Source organism: Mycobacterium sp. (assembly GCF_035697385.1).
In the GTDB taxonomy this organism is placed as follows: domain Bacteria; phylum Actinomycetota; class Actinomycetes; order Mycobacteriales; family Mycobacteriaceae; genus Mycobacterium.
In genome coordinates this window covers 1-18064 of sequence record NZ_DASSCY010000241.1, presented here as the reverse complement: position 1 = coordinate 18064, position 18064 = coordinate 1, and the positions used below count along the sequence as shown (strand labels likewise).

Below are 18064 nucleotides of genomic sequence, written 5' to 3'. Positions count from 1 at the left end.
CCACACGATCAGCGCGACCAGTACCGCCCCGATCGCGCCGAACGCCACGAGCGCGGCGGGCTTGCGATACCAGGGCTCAGCTTCTTCCGGTAGCTCGCCCTGCGGGAGGTAAGCGGTCGGTTCGTCGTCGGGGTAATCCGGATTGCCGGGAGGTCCGTAGCGCGCCACGGGCACTGATAGTAGGCGTTCAGGGGCGCGGGTAGAGCGTGCGAGTGATATTCGTGCGGGGTGTCCGGCGGGTCGTGGGGCGCCGTGTCTCCCCGTCGTCTTCGCCTGCAGTGGTCTCGGGAGTCGATGTTTCGCTGCCCGATGTTTCGCTGCCCGATGTGTCGGTGGTCGACGTCGGTGCTCCCGGGTTGATATCGGAGGTGACGGGAGGGCTCGTGCTGGTGATCGTCTGGGTCGTGGTCGGCGTCGTCGTCGGCGGGGCGGTCGCCGAGTATGACGGCTCGACATAGTAGGTCGGCGCCTGGGTGGGCTCGCTGAACTGGCGCGACACGTACGTCACGGCCAACACGAGGATTCCGATGACGACGATGCCGAGGACGCTGGCGCCGAGAACGGCCGGGGTGCGGTTGTGCCAGGGAATGGACGACGGGTCGCGTTGCTCACCGTCGTAGTCGTCGGAATTCCGGCTGGTCACGGGCACTGATAGTAGCCGCGGGGCCTAACCAGGTGTCCGTCAGCCGACGGCAGGGATGACCTGGCTTGCGAAGAACTCCAGGTGGTCGAGGTCGGACATGTCGAGAAGCTGCAGGTAAACGCGTTGCACGCCGGCCTCTATATAGCCGCTCAACTTTTCGGCGATCTCGCCTGGCGTGCCCACCAGAGGCGAGTTGCTGCGCAACTCGTCGACCTCGCGACCGATCGCGGCCGCACGCCGAGCGATTTCCGCGTCGTCGCGACCCGCGCAGACCACGAAGGCCGCCGAGTAGGTCAGCGAATCCGCCTCGCGCCCGGCATCGGCCAGCGCGGCGGCGACCCGCTCGATCTGCGCCTTCGCCACGTCCAGCGGGGCGAACGGCACGTTGAACTCGGCGGCGAACGCGGCCGCCAGCGCCGGTGTGCGCTTGGCGCCCGCGCCGCCGATGATGATCGGCGGATGCGGTGATTGGACCGGTTTGGGCAGCGCAGGGGATTCCACGACGGTGTAGTGGGTCCCTGAGTAGTCGAATTTCTCGCCGACCGGTGTGGTCCACAGCCCGGTGATGATGTCCAGCTGCTCGCTCAGCCTGTCGAATCGTTCGCCCAGCGGCGGGAATGGGATCGCATAGGCGAGGTGCTCGGCTTCGAACCAGCCTGCGCCGATACCGAATTCGACACGGCCGCCGCTCATTTCGTCGACCTGGGCGACGGAGATCGCCAGCGGGCCTGGGTGGCGGAAGGTGGCGGACGTGACCATCGTGCCCAGCCTGATCGACGTGGTCTCCCGGGCGATACCGCCAAGCGTCACCCACGAATCGGTCGGTCCTGGCAGGCCGTCGCCGCTCATCGCGACATAGTGGTCCGACCGAAAGAACGCGGAATAACCCAGTGACTCGGCCGCTTGAGCGACCGCGAGTTGGTCGGCGTAGCTGGCACCCTGCTGAGGTTCGACGAACACGCGAAAATCCACGGACGCCAGCCTAGAGGGACCTCAGAGCCCGCGCCGGGCGGCGCGGACATCGTCGACCGTCTCGGCATCTCCGTCGAAGGTGAGCCGCACCTCGTCGCGGCCTGAGATGAACAGCAGCAGCTCAGGTAGCTCACCGGTGATGCTCAGCGCCGGGCCCTTGCCCACGGTGGCCAGGGTCTTGCCCTGCGGGGTGCGCAGCGATACCCGGGCGGGCGCCTTGGCCAGCGTCAGCCGCGCCATCACACCGAGCCCGCGGCCCAGCGCGTTCACCGTAGCGTCATCGAGAGTGCGTGGCTCCCAACCGCTTTGGGCGCGACGAACGTCCTCGTTGTGGATGAACATCTCGCCCATGTTGGCCACCGGATCGAGGATCTTGAATGGCGACAAGAGCGATGGGCCGGACGCGACCTTGTCCAGCAGGTCATCCCAGTTCGTTGACTCCGCGGCCTGGCGCCGGACCTTTTCGGTGTGGTCGGCGAGAAACGGCAGGACGATGCCGGGGGTGGTGTCCAGCCTGCCTTCGCGCACGACGAGGTGGGCGGCGAGGTCGCGGGCTGTCCAGTCACCGCACAGCGTCGGCGCGTCAGGCCCGACGGCCCGCATGCTCTCGACGAGTGCCGCGCGTTCACGCTGAGCGGCGGTCATGCCCCAACCCTAGAACGTCTGCACGTCCTCGATGGCCACAACCATGCCGTGGCCCGTGCTGTCATTGGTGAACCGGGTGCCGTCCTCGCTCGCCTCGATGGTCCAGCCGAGCGCGCGGTACGTCCGGTAGTCGAGCGTGACGACCGGGATGTCGCCGAGGTTGCCGACGAGCCACTCGACGTTTCCGTCGGCGGTTAGCCGAACGCCGTTGGTGCGCACCCCGTCCTGCATGGGTGAGTTCGTGAATTGGGCTTCGCAGCCGACCTCGTTCTCGTTGATCTGACAGCGGGTCTGGCCCGACTTCGTCTCGATGAAGACGTAGCCGTTCTGGGGCGCCAACACTTCGGCGCCCGGCGCGGGCACCGACGGCGGGGGTGTGGGCGTCAGCGTCTTCGGCGGGGCGGCGGTGGGCCGGGTCGGCCGGCTGGTCGGGAAGCTCGGCTCGGTGGGGGAGTCCGGGCTCGTGACGGGTGTGCCGGATGTGCCCGACTGGCAGCCTGCCAGCAGCGCACCGACGGCGAGGACGCCCGCAAGGACCAGCCGGACCTTCATCCCGCCAAGGCTACTTAGTGGGATGCCTCGGTCATCGCAATGACGCGCCAGCCATCGCCTCGTATCCGCGTGCCAGCTCCCGCAGCTGTCCGGCGCCGTCACCCGTGAACGACGAGCCGTGCATGATCGCCAGCGTCGTGGGGTTCAGTGCGGCGAGCTGCTCGAGCGTCGGCGCCAGGTTCGTCGTCAGCCCGGTGGCGTGGAACACCTCCTCGGCGTCCAAAGCCGGTGCTACACAGTCTGACTCGGTAACCGCAGGGCACTGACCGATGTGCGAGAGGATGTCGCCCGCGAGCAGCGTCGAGGTGGTCTCGTCGAACCACAGCGCCGCCTCCCAGTTGTGCGGCACGTGTGGGGTGGGGAGGAAGCGCAGCCGGTGCCCGCCGATATCGTGCACGGCGCCCGGTTCCTCGCTGGCGATCACCGGCGGTCGGTCGCACAAGTCGTTGAGCGACACCATGCAGGCAAGAGCACCGTGTATCACCTCGGCATTAGGTGCGGCCGCCAGCAACAGGTTGACCGCTCCGCACTCGTCGGCCTCGACATGGCCGAACGCTATCCACCTCAGCTTCTCCAGCGGCATCACCCCGTTAATGGCTTCGGACACCAGCGGGAACAGCTGGCGATGCCCGCAGTGGAACAGGAAAGGTTCGTCCCCGGTGAGCAAGAACTGGTTGAACGTGAAGCCCTGCGCGGTGACGTCCGGAACATAGGTGGACAGCCGGTAGATGTCCGTCCCGATCTCGTCGATTTTGGTCTCCATGTACCCATGGTCCGCCTGTTCGGGCGGGTGGCGCGTCGAATCCGCAGACAGAGCTCAGGCTTTCCAGACCGTCTTGAGGTTGCAGAACTCGCGGATCCCCGCGGCAGCCAGTTCACGGCCGTAACCCGAGTCCTTGACGCCTCCGAACGGCAACTCCGGATACGACACCGTCATCCCGTTGACGAACACCGCGCCCGCGTCGAGGTGCCGGATGAACCAGTCCTGTTCTGCCGCATCGTTACTCCAAACCGCCGAGCTCAGACCGAAGGTGGTTTGGTTGGCCACACGTGCCGCCTCCTCGCGATCGGCGACTCGGTACAGGGACGCAACCGGCCCGAATGCCTCCTCCATCACCACTCGCATGTCATCGCTGAGCCCGGCCAGCACAGTGGGCGAGTAGAACCAGCCGGGACCATCGGGAGCACCGCCGCCGGTGAGCACCTCGGCACCCTTGGCCACCGCATCGTCGACCAGTTCGGCGAGGTCGTCTCGTCCCGATGCGGTAGCCAGCGGTCCGACGTCGGTGGCTTCGTCCATCGGGTCGCCGACCACCAGGGTGTCCATCTTCGCGACGAACAGGCGGGCGAACTCGTCATAGACATCGGTGTGCACGATGAAACGCTTTCCTGCGATGCAGGATTGGCCGTTGTTGGAGATCCTGGCCTTGACGGCCACCGTGGAAGCGGCGTCGAGGTCGGCGCTGGGCAACACGATGAACGGGTCGGAGCCGCCGAGTTCGAGCACCGCCTTCTTGATCTGCCCGCCTGCCGTCGACGCCACCGAGCGGCCCGCCGGTTCCGAGCCGGTCAAGGTGACGGCCTTGACGCGATCGTCGGCGATCACTGCAGCGACTTCGGCCGACCCGATCAGCAGGGTGCGGAAGGACCCGGTCGGGAAGCCGCCTTTGTCGAACAGGTTGTCGAGGTACAGCGCGGATTGCGGCACATTCGAGGCGTGCTTGAGCAGTCCCGTGTTGCCTGCCATCAGCGCAGGTGCGGCGAACCGGATGACTTGCCACAGTGGGTAATTCCACGGCATCACCGCCAGCACCACACCGAGTGGCTGCCACACCGTCCAGGCCTGCGACGCCGACACCGTGGAGGGATCGTCCAATGGCTCGTCGGCGAGGAAGGACTCCGCGTGCTCGGCATAGAACCGCATGTTCTTCGCGCACTTGAGTACCTCGGCGCGGGCCTGGCCGATGGGCTTACCCATTTCGAGGGTGAGCATCTGGGCGGCCTGCTCGACATCGGCCTCCAGGATGTCTGCGGTGGTGTTCATCCACTCGGCGCGTTGGGCAAACGTGGTGTCCCGCAACGCGACAGCGGCCTCGGCAGTCTCTGCGATGCGACGCGCCACCTCGGCGTCGTCGTGGGGTTCAAAGGTTTCCACGGTCTCGCCCGTGGCGGGGTTCACGGTGGCGATCGTCATGTTCTCTGGTTACTCCTTCGACGGATTGGATGAGATTGATGGTGTGTGCGCCTGGCCTGCCTACGTGAAAACCTCGGGATGGCGCGTGAGCTGCAGCCGGGTCCTGCGGATGTGGCCGAGCAGCACGCGCTCGGCGTCGTCAGGATCGTTCTCGCGGATCGCCGCCACGAGCATGTGGTGTTCATCGTGCACAATCCGGTTGCTGTCGACGTCCAGCAGCCGGGTGAAGGCGCGGCGGTAGTGCTGGGTGGAGTTCCACAGCCGTTCGACGGTCGGGCGCAGAAACGTCGTCTCGGCCCGTCGGTAGCTGCCCAAATGAAACTCCCGGTCCAGTGCGAGGAAATGCTCGATATCGCGGGTGTTGCGCATCTCATCGACCAGCTCGGCCAAGCGGTCGATATCGGCGGACGTCAGGTGAGGCATGCTGTAGCGCAACAGAAGTGGTTCGATCCGCTCGCGGACTTGATACAGCTCGGCGCATTCGTCGGGGCTCAGGCTGGCAATCCATGCGCCAGCGTTGGCCACCATGGTGACGAGGCCCTCGGCCTCCAGAATTCGCAGCGCCTCGCGGATCGGCACGCGGCTGGCCCCGTACTGTGCGGCGAGTTCCTCCTGCCGCAGCCGGGTGCCCGGCGGATAGGCGCCGTGCAGGATCGCCGCGCGCAGTTCGTCGGCGACCCGCGCTCCGCTGGCGCCGTCGCGTACCTGGGGTTGCGCCACCCTGTCTACTGTGCCGGATCGTTCGGGTTCCACAACAACACCTCGGTGTCCTTCTCGTATGCCTTGCCGTTCGGGAAGCTCACCAGCTCGAACTGCATGCCCCAGGGGCTGAGAAAGTACACCCATCGCTGACCTTCGCTGGCGTTGCGACTGGCCGTCGGAGCGCCAAGCACCCGAATACCCTCGGCGCGAAGGTGATCGACGGCCGCATCGATGTCGTGCACGTAGAACGCCAAATGGTGGCCGCCGATGTCGCTGTTGCGCGGAATGGGTGCCTGTCCGTCGGCAGGCTCATACTCGAAGACCTCGAAATTGGCTCCCGTGCCGCACCGGTAGAAGCGCAGCTGCCGCATCACGGTGCGCGGATGGACGTTGAGGTGCTCGTGCATCCAGTCATCGTCATGTTGATACGGGCCGAGCGTGTACACGTGCGTGCAACCAAGAACCCGCACGAAGAAGTCGTGGGCTTCCTCCAGGTCGGGCACGGTGAACCCGACGTGATCGGTGCCCACCAGTCCAGGTAGTGCCATGCAGCCTCCCGTGGAATGGATCCAATACGGCCACGATAGCGGACATAACTCGGGATACAACCCACCGATCTAGCCAAAGTGCATCCAATCGGCGTACCTTGATCCCCAACGCCACCGGCGTCGCCGGTCGCGCGCGGTCAACGGAGATAAGGGTTATGCCACGCGAACAACGCCTCGAGACCGGCTCCGCCTGGGTCGAACTGTCGACCACCGACGACGACTGGAAGGCCGCCTCCCCACAACTTCTGGGCACCATGCTCGCCGAACTGCACCTCATTCGCGCCTTCGAAGAAACCGTGCTCGAGCTGGCGGGTGAAGGTCTGGTGCACGGGCCAGCGCATTCAAGCATCGGGCAGGAAGGCGGCGCGGTCGGATCGATTGTCGGCCTGCGCTCCACTGATGCGGTCAACGGATCACACCGCGGGCATCACCAGTTCCTCGCCAAGGCGCTGACGCACGTCACGGGCGGGGTCATCGATCCCGCCGCGGCGGTCAGCCCGAAGGTCCAGCGGGTGCTGCAACGGACTCTGGCCGAGATACTCGGGCTGGCCCAGGGTTACTGCCGTGGGCGCGGGGGATCCATGCACCTGCAATGGTTCGAAGCGGGCGCCCTTGGTACCAACGCGATCGTCGGCGGCGGTGTCCCGATGGGAGCCGGTAACGCCTGGGCCCAAAAGCGCAGTGGCACTAGCGATCTCACGATCAGCTACTTCGGCGACGGGGCCAGTCAGATCGGCTCCGTGCTGGAGACGATGAATCTCGCTGCAGCATGGAAGCTGCCGTTTTGCTTCTTCATCGAGAACAATCTGTACGCCGTGTCCACGAGGGTCGACGAGATCACCGCCGATCCCCGGTTGTCGGTGCGCGGCCAGGGATTCGGTATTCCCGGCTGGCGCGTCGACGGCATGGATCCGTTGGCTGTTCATCTCGCCACCGAGCGGGCCGCTGACCGAATGCGCAGCGGCGAGGGACCCGCGGTCATCGAAGTCGAGGTGTACCGGTTCTTCCACCAGAACGGGCCCTACCCGGGCAGCGCGTTCGGGTACCGCGACAAAGAGGAGGAAGCGCAGTGGCGCGTCCGTGACCCGATCGACCGGGTCGCACGCGAGATGATCGCACTCGGCCTCATCGACGAGGCAGGGGTGACGTCATTGCGCAGGCAGGCGCAGGAAGCGATGACCGCCGCCGCTGCCGAGCTGGTCGAGGCCGACCCTGACAACGCCGGCAAGCGTCGCATCCGGCCGCAGTTGTGGCCCGATCCCGGGTTCGTCGACGTCGGCCTGCGAGGTGACGCAAGCGAGCTGGAAACACTTGCTGCCCTGGAACCCACGAAGCATCAAGGGCCTTGGCGCTCAATGAAATTCGTCGAGGCAGTGGCCGCCGTGATGGACCGCCGGATGGCCTGCGACGAGCGCATAGTGGTGTTCGGCGAGGACGTGCACCGCCTTGGCGGTGGCACCAACGGCGCCACCAAGGGGCTGACGAAGTACGGCGAGAACAGGCTGGTGGGAACGCCCATCAGCGAGAACGCGTTCACCGGCATCGGCGGTGGACTGGCGCTCGACGGCCGCTTCCGGCCGGTGGTCGAGTTCATGTACCCCGACTTCATGTGGGTGGCCGCCGACCAGGTGTTCAACCAGATAGGCAAAGCGCGGCACATGTTCGGTGGTGACAACCCGGTGCCGTTCGTGCTGCGCACCAAGGTAGCGATGGGTGCCGGTTACGGGTCTCAGCACCTGATGGACCCTGCGGGCATCTTCGCGACCAGCCCTGGCTGGCGGATCGTGGCGCCCTCTACCGCCGCCGACTACGTCGGGCTGATGAATGCCGCTTTGGCCCTTCAAGATCCGGTGCTCGTCATCGAACACGTCGACCTCTACGGTGTCGCCGACCAGGTCCCCGAAGGGGATCTGGATTACATCATCCCGCCGGGCCGCGCCGCGGTCCGGCGGACAGGCAGCGACGTCACCGTCATCAGCTATCTGTCCATGGTGTCGCACTGCCTCGAGGCGATCGGACAGACCGACATCGACGCGGAACTGATCGACCTGCGCTGGCTGGATCGCGCGTCGATCGACTGGGACACGATCGCGGCCAGTGTCCGAAAGACCAACGCGGTCTTGCTCGTCGAACAGGGTGCACGCGGCAGCTCATACGGTGGCTGGCTCGCCGACGAGATTCAGCGCAGGCTCTTCGACTGGTTGGACCAACCTGTGGAACGGGTGTCCGGTTCGGAGGCGTCGCCGAGCATCTCCAAGGTGCTCGAGCGCGCCGCGATAGCCCGCACTGAGGACGTCGTTGCCGGTCTGGAGAAGATCCGGGTTGGAATGGGGCAACGCTGATGCCCACAGTGGTGCGGATGCCCGAAGTGCTTGCCAACGCGGGCGAAGCCGTCATCCAGGCTTGGCTCGTTACCGAGGGGCAGGAGATCACCGTTGGTGACCCGCTTGCCGAGATCGAAACCGAGAAGGCCGTCGTCGAATACGTCGCCGAGGTAAGCGGGATCCTTGGCCGGCTGATCGCGGAACCGGGGGCGACGATTGCGGTGGGTGAGCCGATCGCGCTGGTGCTGGCGCCGGGGGAGACCGACGCCGACATCGACGTCGCCGTGCCGGAGTCGGCCGCCGAGCCTGTGGCCGCCGTCTCGGCAACGCGGGAGCCCGTGGCCGCGACCAACGGCGAGCGCCTGTTCGCCACGCCGCTGGTGCGAAAGCTCGCGCGTGAGCGCGGAATCGAGCTGGCGAGCGTCAAGGGCACCGGACCCGGCGGGCGTATCGTGCGCCGTGATGTGGACCGGCTGCCGGTCGCCGAAACCGTCGTTGCGGTCGAATCACATGGACCGACGACAGATTTCACGGATATCCCCCTCACCGGGATGCGCAAGGCCATCGCACGCCGGCTCACCGAGAGCAAGACGACGGTGCCGCACTTCTATGTCACCGCGGATTGCTGCGTCGACGACCTGCTCGAGCTGCGGCGCCGAATCAACGCGGCCGCCGCCATCAAGGTGTCGCTGAACGACTTCGTCCTCAAAGCCGTGGCGGGCGCACTGATCGAGATACCGGACGCCAACGCGATCTGGAACGGCGACTCGATCCGCCGATACGACAACGCCGATATCGCCGTGGCCGTGGCGGTGGACGGTGGGCTGCTGACACCGGTGCTGCGTGGTGTCGACACCGCGCCGCTCTCGGCGATTTCGGCACAAGCCGCCGATCTCGCACAGCGGGCCAGAGCCGGAAAGCTCCAACAGCACGAGCTCGAGGGCGGCAGCTTCTCGGTATCCAACCTCGGGATGTTCGGCGTCAAAGAGTTTTCCGCCATCCTCAACCCGCCACAGTCCGGCATCCTCGCCGTCGGCGGCGCCATCCAGCAACCCGTAGTCGTCGACGGTGAACTGCAGGTGGGCACGGTCATGGCGGTCACGCTGTCGGCCGATCACCGGGTGATCGACGGTGCGGTCGCCGCCGCGTGGATGGCCGCCTTTGTCCGTCGCATCGAGAATCCATTGACCATGCTGATCTGACGGCAGCGCGCCCAAACCAGCGCGCTGCAATCGATTGTCGATAGGCAGGTACCGCACCGCAAAGCTGTGGAAGTCTCCGCAGCAATCCCCCCTTTAACGTTGATGCTGTCCCGCCGGTACTTAGCTCGCAGGACGGGCCGGCTTAAGGCCTCAAGATTCGTTGACACCCGAAGGTGAAATGTGACATGGTGCATAGCAATCGATTGCATAACATGTTCGGTACATGGCGCTGCAGATCAATCGGCAATCGATCTGACAGAAAGGTTTGGACATTGCGCAGAACAACTGCACTTCGCGCGATAGCGGCCGCCGCCGCAATCGCCCTCGCCGTGTCGGGGTGTTCTGCGGACACCCCGAACAACGGTGACACCATCACGATCGGCGCCTCGCTTCCCCTCACCGGTGAGTTCAGCCAGGGCGGCCTGGACACCCAGCACGGGTACGAGACCTGGGTCGAGATGACCAACGAGGCGGGCGGGCTGCTCGGCAAGCCGGTCGAGATCATCGTCCGCGACGACGCAACGACCCAGGACACCGCCGTCAGCAACTACAACAACCTGATCTCCAAGGACAAGGTCAACTTGGTGCTCGGCAGCCAGTCGTCGCTGCTGAACATCCCCTCCTCGGCGGTCGCCGAGAAGAACAACATGCTGTTCGTGTGCCCGTCGTGCGGCTCACCCGACATGTACAACCGGGGCTTCAAGTACATCTTCTTCTCGCAACAGGCCGTCGCCACTGACCAGGCCAAGGTGTTCGCCGAATGGATCGCCAACTTGCCCCCCGAGCAGCGGCCGAAGACTGCCGCGTACCCGTCGCTGGATGATCCGTTCGCGGGCCCGGTGGTCGAAGGAGCCGAGAAGATCCTGTCCGCGGCGGGCATCAGGACCGTCTACAAGGACGAATACCCGGCGACGACCAAGAACTTCGACTCCGTCGTCAATGCCATGCGCGATGCCGGCGCCGAAATCGTGGTGCAGGGCGCACAATTCGAGGATGGCGTCAACATGATCAGGTCGATGAACCGTGCCGGTTACAAGCCGTCCATCGTGTACCAGAGCAGTTCGCCCACCTACGGACAGCAGTACCTCGAAGGTGTCGGAGAGCAGAACGCCGAGGGCGTGTTCTTCTCGTCGAGCTACAGCTCACTCGCCAAGACCAACCAGAACGCCGAGTTCGTCAAGAAGTTCGAGGAGAAGTTCGGCGGGCTCCCGCCAGAGGACGCCGCCGACGGATTCGCCGCAGGGCAGGTGCTCGCCGCCGCGGTCACGGCCGTCGGCTCCATCGACGATCAGGCCAAGCTCGCTGACTGGCTGCGCAACAACACCGTCGAAACGATCCTCGGCCCGCTGAGCTGGAACGCCGACGGCAGCCCCAAGGGCGAGTTCCTGGTGGGTCAGTGGCAGGGTGGCGTTTCGCAGGTCGTGTTGCCCACCGATGTCGCCACCACCGACAAGATCCTGCGTTGGCAGGGTGGCCCAATCTGACGCCGCAGGACTGACGCAGCGTTAGGAGCCGCAACGCATGACCTCGTTCATCCAAACCCTCATCCTCGGTCTGCTCGTCGGCGCGCTCTACGCGCTGATGGCTTCGGGGCTGACGCTGATCTTCGGGGTCATGCGGGTGATCAACCTCGCCCACGGGGCGTTCGCGGTGCTGGCGGCGTTCCTGACCTTCACGCTGTGGCAGCGCCTCGGGCTTGACCCGATCCTGTCGATTCCCATCGTGATGGCGGTGATGTTCGGCGTCGGTTGGCTGGTCTACGTAACGGTGATCCGGCACGTCCGCGGATCCCACGTCAGCATGACGGTGTTGGCCACCTTCGGCATCGCGCTGATGCTGGAGGGGATCATGGGCTTCATCTGGGGCAACACGTCCGCGGCGGTGCGGGTGTCCTATACCGACGCCTCGATTGCGTTGGGGCCGTTGTACATACCTCAGGTGATGCTCATCGCCGCAGGCATCGCGGTGCTGATCCTCGGCGGTCTCTACTTGTTGCTCAACCACACCTGGGCGGGTCGCGCCATCCGCGCCGCGTCGGCGAACGAGAGCGGGGCGCTACTGGTGGGGGTGAGCGTGGCCACGATCGCCGCGCTCACTTTCGCCATCGGCGTCTCGACGCTTGGCGCAGGCGGGGCGATGCTCAGCACCATCTACCCTTTCCTGCCCGGCTCGCATTACCAGTGGATCGCCCGACTGCTGGCCATCGTCGTGCTCGGCGGACTGGGCAGCCTTCCCGGCGCCATCCTCGGGGCGCTCGTCATCGGCGTTGGTGAGATCGCGGCCACCAGCTACCTCGGCGCAGCCTGGCCCGTCGCGGTGCCCTTCCTCGTCATCATCGTCGTGCTGATCACCCGCCCGCAGGGCATCCTCGGCACCCGGCTTCGAGAGGACGCGGTCGCATGAGTGCCATAACCCTGGCCACCCGACTGCTGGATCCGCGGCTGCAGACACTGGTGACTCGGGCCGTCGTCGTGGTCGCGGCCGTCGTGATCGTGCTATTTCCGTTGTCGCCCAGCATGTCCGCGCAGAACACGGTGATCATGGCGCTGGTGCTGGCCATCGGCGCCAGCGGTCTGAACGTGATCACCGGCTACACCGGCTACCTGTCGCTGAGTCAGGGCGCCTTTATCGGTATCGGTGCGTATGTCGGTGCCATCCTGGCCATCCGGATCCCCAATGTTCCGCCGCTGCTGTGGGTTCCGGTCGCCGGCGTGTTCGCCGCGGCGATCGCCATGCTGCTGGGTCTGGTGACCTACCGCTCCCGCGGCCCCGCGTTCGTGATCATCACGGTGGCGTTCCTGTTCCTTGCGCAGTTCGTCGCCATCGAATGGGTGCCGGTGACCAACGGCACCGCCGGGCTGACCCTGCCGTTGCCTGACTGGCCGGACGCGTGGGGCAACTGGCCCTTCCACCTCGTCCTGGTGACGCTGCTTGCGCTGTCGCTATTGATGACGTGGGCCATCCGGCGCACCAAATTCGGTATGGGGCTCATCGCAATTCGCGAGGACGAGGGCAAGGCGGGCACGATCGGCGTCAACGCTCCGGTGTACAAGCTGCTGGCGTTCGGCGCCAGTGCACTGTTCGTCGGGATGGCTGGATCGGCGTACGGTTACTACTTGTCGTTCGTCGACCCGATCGGCATGTTCTCGATCATCACCAGCGCGCTGATCGTGCTGTCGGTCATCCTCGGCGGGCGCGGCACGCTGTTCGGACCGGTGCTCGGCGCGTTCATCATCCAGCCCGTCAACACCTTCGCCAACGACACCTTCGGCGGCGGCAACGCCCGCCTTGTGTTGTTCGGCGGTCTGCTGGTGCTGCTGGTGATCCTGCTGCCAAAAGGCATCCTGCCGACCGTGGCGGCATTGTTGGAGAAGGCGAGAACCAAAGGCACCGTTGGTCTTTCCGGTGCCCGGCTCAATCCGCTGGACCGCCCGCTCGCGCCTGCCGACGTCAAGCGGCCTGCGCCGACAGGGCGTACCCTGCTGGAGGTCCGTGGGCTGCACAAGAGCTTTGGCGGCAACCATGCGGTCAACGACTGCAGTTTCACGGTGCCAGAGGGCTCGATCACCGCGCTGATCGGACCCAACGGGTCGGGCAAGACCACGGTGTTCAACCTGATCTCGGGCACCATGACGCCCCACAAAGGTGAGATCCTGCTCAACGGCGAACGCATCGAACGTCTTTCGCCGTGGTCGAGGGCCCACCGCGGGGTGGGCCGAACCTTCCAGATCACCCGGCTGTTCCCCGAGATGACGGTGTTGGAGAACACCGTCGCCCCGCTGCGCGACTTCTCGGTGCGCCAACTGGGACTTGGCGCGGTGAGCGGCTCGGAGGCCGCGCGCGCAAGCGAACTGCTCGAGTTCGTCGGGATGTCCGCCTACCGCGACGCACTCGCCGGGTCGCTGTCCTACGGCCAGCAGAAGCTGGTGGAGCTGGCCCAGGTGCTCATGCTGGATCCGAAGCTGATCCTGCTCGACGAGCCCGCGGGCGGTATCAACCCGACGCTGATCGAGCGGATGGGCGATCTGATCCGTGATCTCAACGCCAGGGGCACGACCTTCCTGCTGGTCGAACACAACATGCCGTTCGTCGTGGGGCTGTGCGACCCGATCAGGGTGTTGGCGCGCGGCGCGGTGATCGCCAACGGCACACCCGAGCAGATCCAGAAGGACCCGCTCGTGCTCGACGCCTACCTCGGCGACGACTACCTGCTCGAAGCGCCGTCGAAAGCCAAGCAGTCCGCGGACGTGCCTGCGGTGGAAAGGAATCCGGCATGATTCGGCTCGATGGAGTGGTCGCGGGCTACGGCGGCGGCAACGTCCTGCAGGGCGTCGATCTTGAGGTAGGCGCTGGCGAGCTCGGCTGCATCGTCGGACCCAACGGCGCGGGGAAGTCCACCGTGCTGCGCGCGGTCAGCGGTCTGCTCAAACCGAGCGCGGGCCGCATCCTGCTTGACGGCGACGACATCACCGGCCTTTCGCCCGACGCGGTGCTCGGAAGGGGCGTGACCCAGGTGCCGCAGAGCAACGGACTCTTCCCGACTCTGACCGTTCGGGAGAACATCCTGATGGGTGCCTACGTCATCCGAAGGCAGCGCGCGTTGGTGCGGCAACGTTACGACGAGGTGCTCGACATGTTCCCGCTGGTTCGCGACAAGACATCGATCCGCTGCGGCAACCTGTCCGGCGGCCAGCGCCGCATGGTCGAGTTCGCCCGCTCGCTGATGCTCGACCCCAAACTGGTGCTGCTCGACGAGCCCTCGCTCGGACTGGATCCCAAGTCGCTCACCGTGATCGACGAGGCGGTCTCGCTCATGCGCAGCAGCGGCAAGGCCGTGCTGATGGTCGAGCAGAACGTTCGCTTCGGGTTGCGCATGGCCACCAGCGGCATCGTGATGGAAAGCGGGCGGGTGCTGCTGACCGGCGAGGCCTCATCGGTGCTGTCCAACCCCGAGATCGCCGACCTCTACTTCGGCGGCGCTGTGCACGCCGCCCCCACCGCCTGACCCGCTCGGGTGCTCAGTACTTGTTGGCGATGACGAGCTCCTGCGCAGGGAACAGCGTCAGGATCCGCGGCCCATCGGCGGTCACCACCACCTCTTCTTCGATACGTGCGGCCGAATAGCCGTCGGAGGCAGGGCAATACGTCTCGAGTGCGAACACCATGCCCTCCTTCAGCTCGATCGGCTCGGTCATCGAGTTCAGCCGCGAGATGATCGGGCGTTCGTGCAGACCGAGGCCAAGGCCGTGCCCGAATTGCAGCCCGAAGGCAGCGAGCTCGTTGTCGAACCCGAACTCGGTGGCCTTCGGCCAGACCGCGGCCACTTCGTCGGTGCCGACGCCGGGCCGGACCATCGCGATGGAGGCATCCATCCACTCGCGGGCCTTGGTGTAGGCGTCGTGCTGGCTCGGCGTTGCGCTGCCGACCGCGAATGTCCGGTAGTAGCACGTGCGGTAGCCGTTGAAGCTGTGGATGATGTCGAAGAAGGCTTGGTCCCCCGGCCGGATGAGCCGGTCGGTGAAGTTGTGCGGATGGGGATTACATCGTTCACCGCTGATGGCGTTGACCGCCTCCACCTGATCCGATCCCATCGCGTAGAGCCGCTGGTTCACCAGCGCGACGATCTCGTTCTCCCGGATGCCGGGCTTGAGCACCTCGACGATGTCCTGATAGACGCCGTCGACCATCGCCGCGGCCTGGGTGAGCAGCATGATCTCGTCGGCGGACTTGATCTCCCGCGCGTCGAGCATGCGCTGCTGGCAGTCGACGACGGTCAACCCTTGTCGCTGCATCTCGAACAGGAACGGGGGCTCGACGATGTCGACACCGACAGGCGCGTCGGCAAGGCCGGCGTCCTCGAGGATTCCCTTGAGCTCGCGGATGGCCGACACCATCAGGCCGGCCGACGGCGCGACGGCGCCGCGCATCCCGAGCATGCCGGGGCGGCAGTTCTCGTCGGGCAGCCAGTTCGAGTAGATCTGGTGATGGCGTACGGCCGAGCCGAAGTCCCACAGCCACGGCTCGTCGGCCGTGCGCGTGAGCAACGCGTACCGCGTCATCTTGTCGCCGAGGGCGCCACCGATCCAGGTCTGGGTCGTATAGCGGATGTTGTAGAAGTCGAAGAGCAGGAACGCGCCGCATTCACTGGACTCCAACGCCGCCTTCGCGCGACCGAGTCGGTAGTCGCGGAGCCGGGCGAAGTCGACGCGTTCTTCGTAGTCGACGCCCATGTGCCCCGGAGCCGGAAGGGGTCGCAGCTCACCCATCCGCGTCGGTTCCCAGCCCGTCGTCGACGTCCGCCTCTTCGGAAACCAGCTCGACTCCCGAGCGTCGGGCCTGTTCCAGCAGCAAGGTGGCGAAGTCCTCGCTGGTGTGGCCTGCGCCGATCGCCGAGGACACCAATTCGGCGGCCAGTGCGGCGACGGGCATCGGCACGCCGTGCTCGCGGGCGGCTTCAAGACCGAGGTCGAAGTCCTTGCGCAGCAAGACATTTGTGAACGTCGGGGAGAAGTCGAGGTTCACCAACGCCGGCGACTTGTACCGAGTGAAGACCGACCCCATGACCGAGTTGTTGAGGAAATCCAAGAACGCTTGGCGGCTGGTGCCGCCCTGCTCAGCAAGCACGGTGATCTCGGCGAGGGACTGCGCGACCACGCCGAGGAAGACGTTGTGGCAGATCTTGACGAGACGAGCGACCTCGCCCTCACCGACGTAGGTGACGCCCCTGCCAAGGGGACGCAGCAGCGGCTCGGCCCGGTCGAAAGCCTCACGTGGGCCCGAGATCGCGAGCGTGAGCTTGCCCGCTCTGACGACCTTCGGGTTGCCGCTGACCGGCGCGGCCAGAAGCGTGGTCCCGCGCTCGGCGGCAAGACGGCGAATCTTCTCTGAGACGGCCGCCGATACGGTCGAGCAGTCGACGATGATCTGGGGCGAGGCGTCTGCGGTCAGGAGCCCGTCCTCGCCTACGGTGACGGCCTCGAGGTCGTCAGAGGCCGCCACCATGATGAAGACCACGTCGCGGTCGGCGAGCTGCTCGGGGGAGTCGACCAGCTTGGCGCCCCGCTGGGCCAGCGGCTCCGCCTTGGACCGGGTGCGGTTGTACACCGACACGTCATGACCGGCGTCCAGCAGGCGCTCGATCATCGCGTAGCCCATCCGCCCGGCGCCGATCCACCCAACGCTCGTCGTCTCGTTGTCGCCCATTCAATCTCCCACCTCGACTGCAATCGGTTGCAATCCTGCCGTGCGGTCTAGCGCAAGTCAACACCGCAGCATGCGCGGGATCCATGGCGGTCACTCCACCATGCGGCAGCGCCGGTGGTGCGAACGGTTGCAGCCGGTTGTACCGGCCACGGGCAGAGCGCGGGCGCGAAGGTGCGCTAGTCGCCGGCGCGAGGAGCAGGCACCGGACCGGTCGAGGACCGGACCACCATCGTCAGCGGCAGCAACAGCGACCGCGGATGACGATCAGGGTCATTGAGCACTTCGAGCAGCAGTCGCGCCGCTTCTGCGCCGATGTCGTAGTGGGGAATTCGTACCGTCGTCATGGGCGGTGACACCTTGTCCATGAACGGCATGTCATTGAACCCGACCACGCTGATGTCGTCGGGGCAGCGCAGGCCGCGTTCGGACAGCGCGTCGTAGACGCCGAGGGCAAGCAGGTCGTTACCGGCCAGGACCGCGGTGAACGCAGGACCAGAATCCAACATTGCGCGCATTGCCTTCGCACCCGCCTGCTCTGACCATTCGTCGCAGATGATCGTCCGCGAGCTCTCGGCCGGGAGATGGAGTTCCTCCAGGTTGGCCAGGAATGCGCGACGCCGGTTGACGCCGGTCGACAGGTCCTGCGGTCCTGCGAGATGCACGATGTTGGTGTGGCCGAGATCGACGAGGTGCTGCATCGCCATCGAGACGCCTGCCGCGTCGTCGGAAGTGACCGATGGGATGTCTGCGCTGTTGCTGCGGCGGTTGACCAGCACCATCGGCGTCGAAGCCGCAGCGAGTTCGTCGAGCAGAGGGTGTTTCAAATGCGCGGTCGCGAACACGAAGCCCTCGACGTTGCGCTGGCGGAACGAGTCGACCGCCGCTTTCTCCACGTCGGGCCGGTTGTCGGTGTTGACGATCCACGCGTTGTAGCCGACGGTGCGTAGCACGTCCTCGACCCCCCGCACGATGGGCGGGAACAGCGGGTTGGTCAGATCGGGGATCAACAGTCCGATGCTGGCCGACCGAGATGTCTTGAGGCTGCGGGCGATTGGGTTCGGCGTGTAACCCATCTCGGC

General features: G+C 65.9%; 17 protein-coding genes. 6 read left to right on the top strand and 11 right to left on the bottom strand.

The annotated features are described in order from the left end of the window. Window positions 1-187 precede the first annotated feature (187 nt). Genes VFH65_RS20290 through VFH65_RS20255 form a run of 8 tightly spaced genes read right to left on the bottom strand, consistent with a single transcriptional unit; the run spans window position 188 to window position 6256 of the window. Window positions 188-643 (bottom strand): hypothetical protein, encoded by a 456-nt coding sequence (locus VFH65_RS20290; protein WP_353323843.1) that lies wholly within the window; start codon window positions 641-643, stop codon window positions 188-190. Between the two features lie 39 nt (window positions 644-682). Continuing rightward, complete coding sequence (locus tag VFH65_RS20285) at window positions 683-1615, bottom strand: LLM class F420-dependent oxidoreductase (protein ID WP_353323842.1); 933 nt, start codon at window positions 1613-1615, stop codon at window positions 683-685. A 21-nt stretch (window positions 1616-1636) separates the two neighbouring features. Then, window positions 1637-2260, bottom strand: a complete 624-nt coding sequence (locus tag VFH65_RS20280; protein WP_353323841.1) for a TIGR03085 family metal-binding protein — start codon at window positions 2258-2260, stop codon at window positions 1637-1639. A gap of 9 nt (window positions 2261-2269) precedes the next feature. Next, window positions 2270-2812: a hypothetical protein gene (locus tag VFH65_RS20275; RefSeq protein WP_353323840.1), complete on the bottom strand. Its 543-nt coding sequence runs from the start codon at window positions 2810-2812 to the stop codon at window positions 2270-2272. 31 nt (window positions 2813-2843) lie between these two features. Then, on the bottom strand, window positions 2844-3575 hold the full coding sequence (locus tag VFH65_RS20270; protein ID WP_353323839.1) for an MBL fold metallo-hydrolase: 732 nt from the start codon (window positions 3573-3575) through the stop codon (window positions 2844-2846). 54 nt (window positions 3576-3629) lie between these two features. Next, entirely contained in the window at window positions 3630-5006 is a 1377-nt protein-coding gene (locus VFH65_RS20265) for an NADP-dependent succinic semialdehyde dehydrogenase (RefSeq protein WP_353323838.1), read from the bottom strand. 60 nt (window positions 5007-5066) lie between these two features. After that, on the bottom strand, window positions 5067-5726 hold the full coding sequence (locus VFH65_RS20260; protein WP_353323837.1) for a GntR family transcriptional regulator: 660 nt from the start codon (window positions 5724-5726) through the stop codon (window positions 5067-5069). 5 nt (window positions 5727-5731) lie between these two features. Further along, window positions 5732-6256 carry a VOC family protein gene (locus tag VFH65_RS20255; RefSeq protein ID WP_353323836.1) on the bottom strand — a complete coding sequence of 175 codons (525 nt, stop codon included), beginning with the start codon at window positions 6254-6256 and terminating at the stop codon, window positions 5732-5734. 155 nt (window positions 6257-6411) lie between these two features. On the opposite strand from VFH65_RS20255, the gene VFH65_RS20250 reads away from it, so the two are divergent. From VFH65_RS20250 to VFH65_RS20225, 6 genes are all read left to right on the top strand, one after another. After that, on the top strand, window positions 6412-8598 hold the full coding sequence (locus VFH65_RS20250) for an alpha-ketoacid dehydrogenase subunit alpha/beta (RefSeq protein WP_353323835.1): 2187 nt from the start codon (window positions 6412-6414) through the stop codon (window positions 8596-8598). Between the two features lie 17 nt (window positions 8599-8615). After that, a complete protein-coding gene (locus VFH65_RS20245) occupies window positions 8616-9782 on the top strand; it encodes a dihydrolipoamide acetyltransferase family protein (RefSeq protein ID WP_353323834.1) in 1167 nt (388 codons plus the stop codon). Between the two features lie 272 nt (window positions 9783-10054). Next, window positions 10055-11266: an amino acid ABC transporter substrate-binding protein gene (locus VFH65_RS20240; RefSeq protein ID WP_353323833.1), complete on the top strand. Its 1212-nt coding sequence runs from the start codon at window positions 10055-10057 to the stop codon at window positions 11264-11266. Window positions 11267-11303: 37 nt separating this feature from the next. Continuing rightward, a complete protein-coding gene (locus VFH65_RS20235; RefSeq protein ID WP_353323832.1) occupies window positions 11304-12185 on the top strand; it encodes a branched-chain amino acid ABC transporter permease in 882 nt (293 codons plus the stop codon). Then, window positions 12182-14059, top strand: a complete 1878-nt coding sequence (locus VFH65_RS20230; protein WP_353323831.1) for a branched-chain amino acid ABC transporter ATP-binding protein/permease — start codon at window positions 12182-12184, stop codon at window positions 14057-14059. Before VFH65_RS20235 ends, VFH65_RS20230 begins: the two co-directional genes overlap by 4 nt. After that, entirely contained in the window at window positions 14056-14787 is a 732-nt protein-coding gene (locus VFH65_RS20225; RefSeq protein WP_353323830.1) for an ABC transporter ATP-binding protein, read from the top strand. Before VFH65_RS20230 ends, VFH65_RS20225 begins: the two co-directional genes overlap by 4 nt. A 13-nt stretch (window positions 14788-14800) precedes the next feature. Here VFH65_RS20225 and VFH65_RS20220 read toward each other — a convergent pair whose 3' ends face one another. The 3 genes from VFH65_RS20220 to VFH65_RS20210 all read right to left on the bottom strand — a co-directional run. After that, on the bottom strand, window positions 14801-16048 hold the full coding sequence (locus VFH65_RS20220) for a M24 family metallopeptidase (protein WP_353323829.1): 1248 nt from the start codon (window positions 16046-16048) through the stop codon (window positions 14801-14803). Next, the gene (locus VFH65_RS20215) at window positions 16041-16985 is read right to left on the bottom strand and encodes an NAD(P)-dependent oxidoreductase (RefSeq protein ID WP_353323828.1); all 945 of its coding nucleotides are present in this window, start codon (window positions 16983-16985) and stop codon (window positions 16041-16043) included. The genes VFH65_RS20220 and VFH65_RS20215 overlap by 8 nt, the downstream gene beginning before the upstream one ends. 176 nt (window positions 16986-17161) lie before the next feature. Next, on the bottom strand, window positions 17162-18064 hold a 903-nt coding region (locus VFH65_RS20210), incomplete at its 5' end, for a LacI family DNA-binding transcriptional regulator (RefSeq protein WP_353323827.1).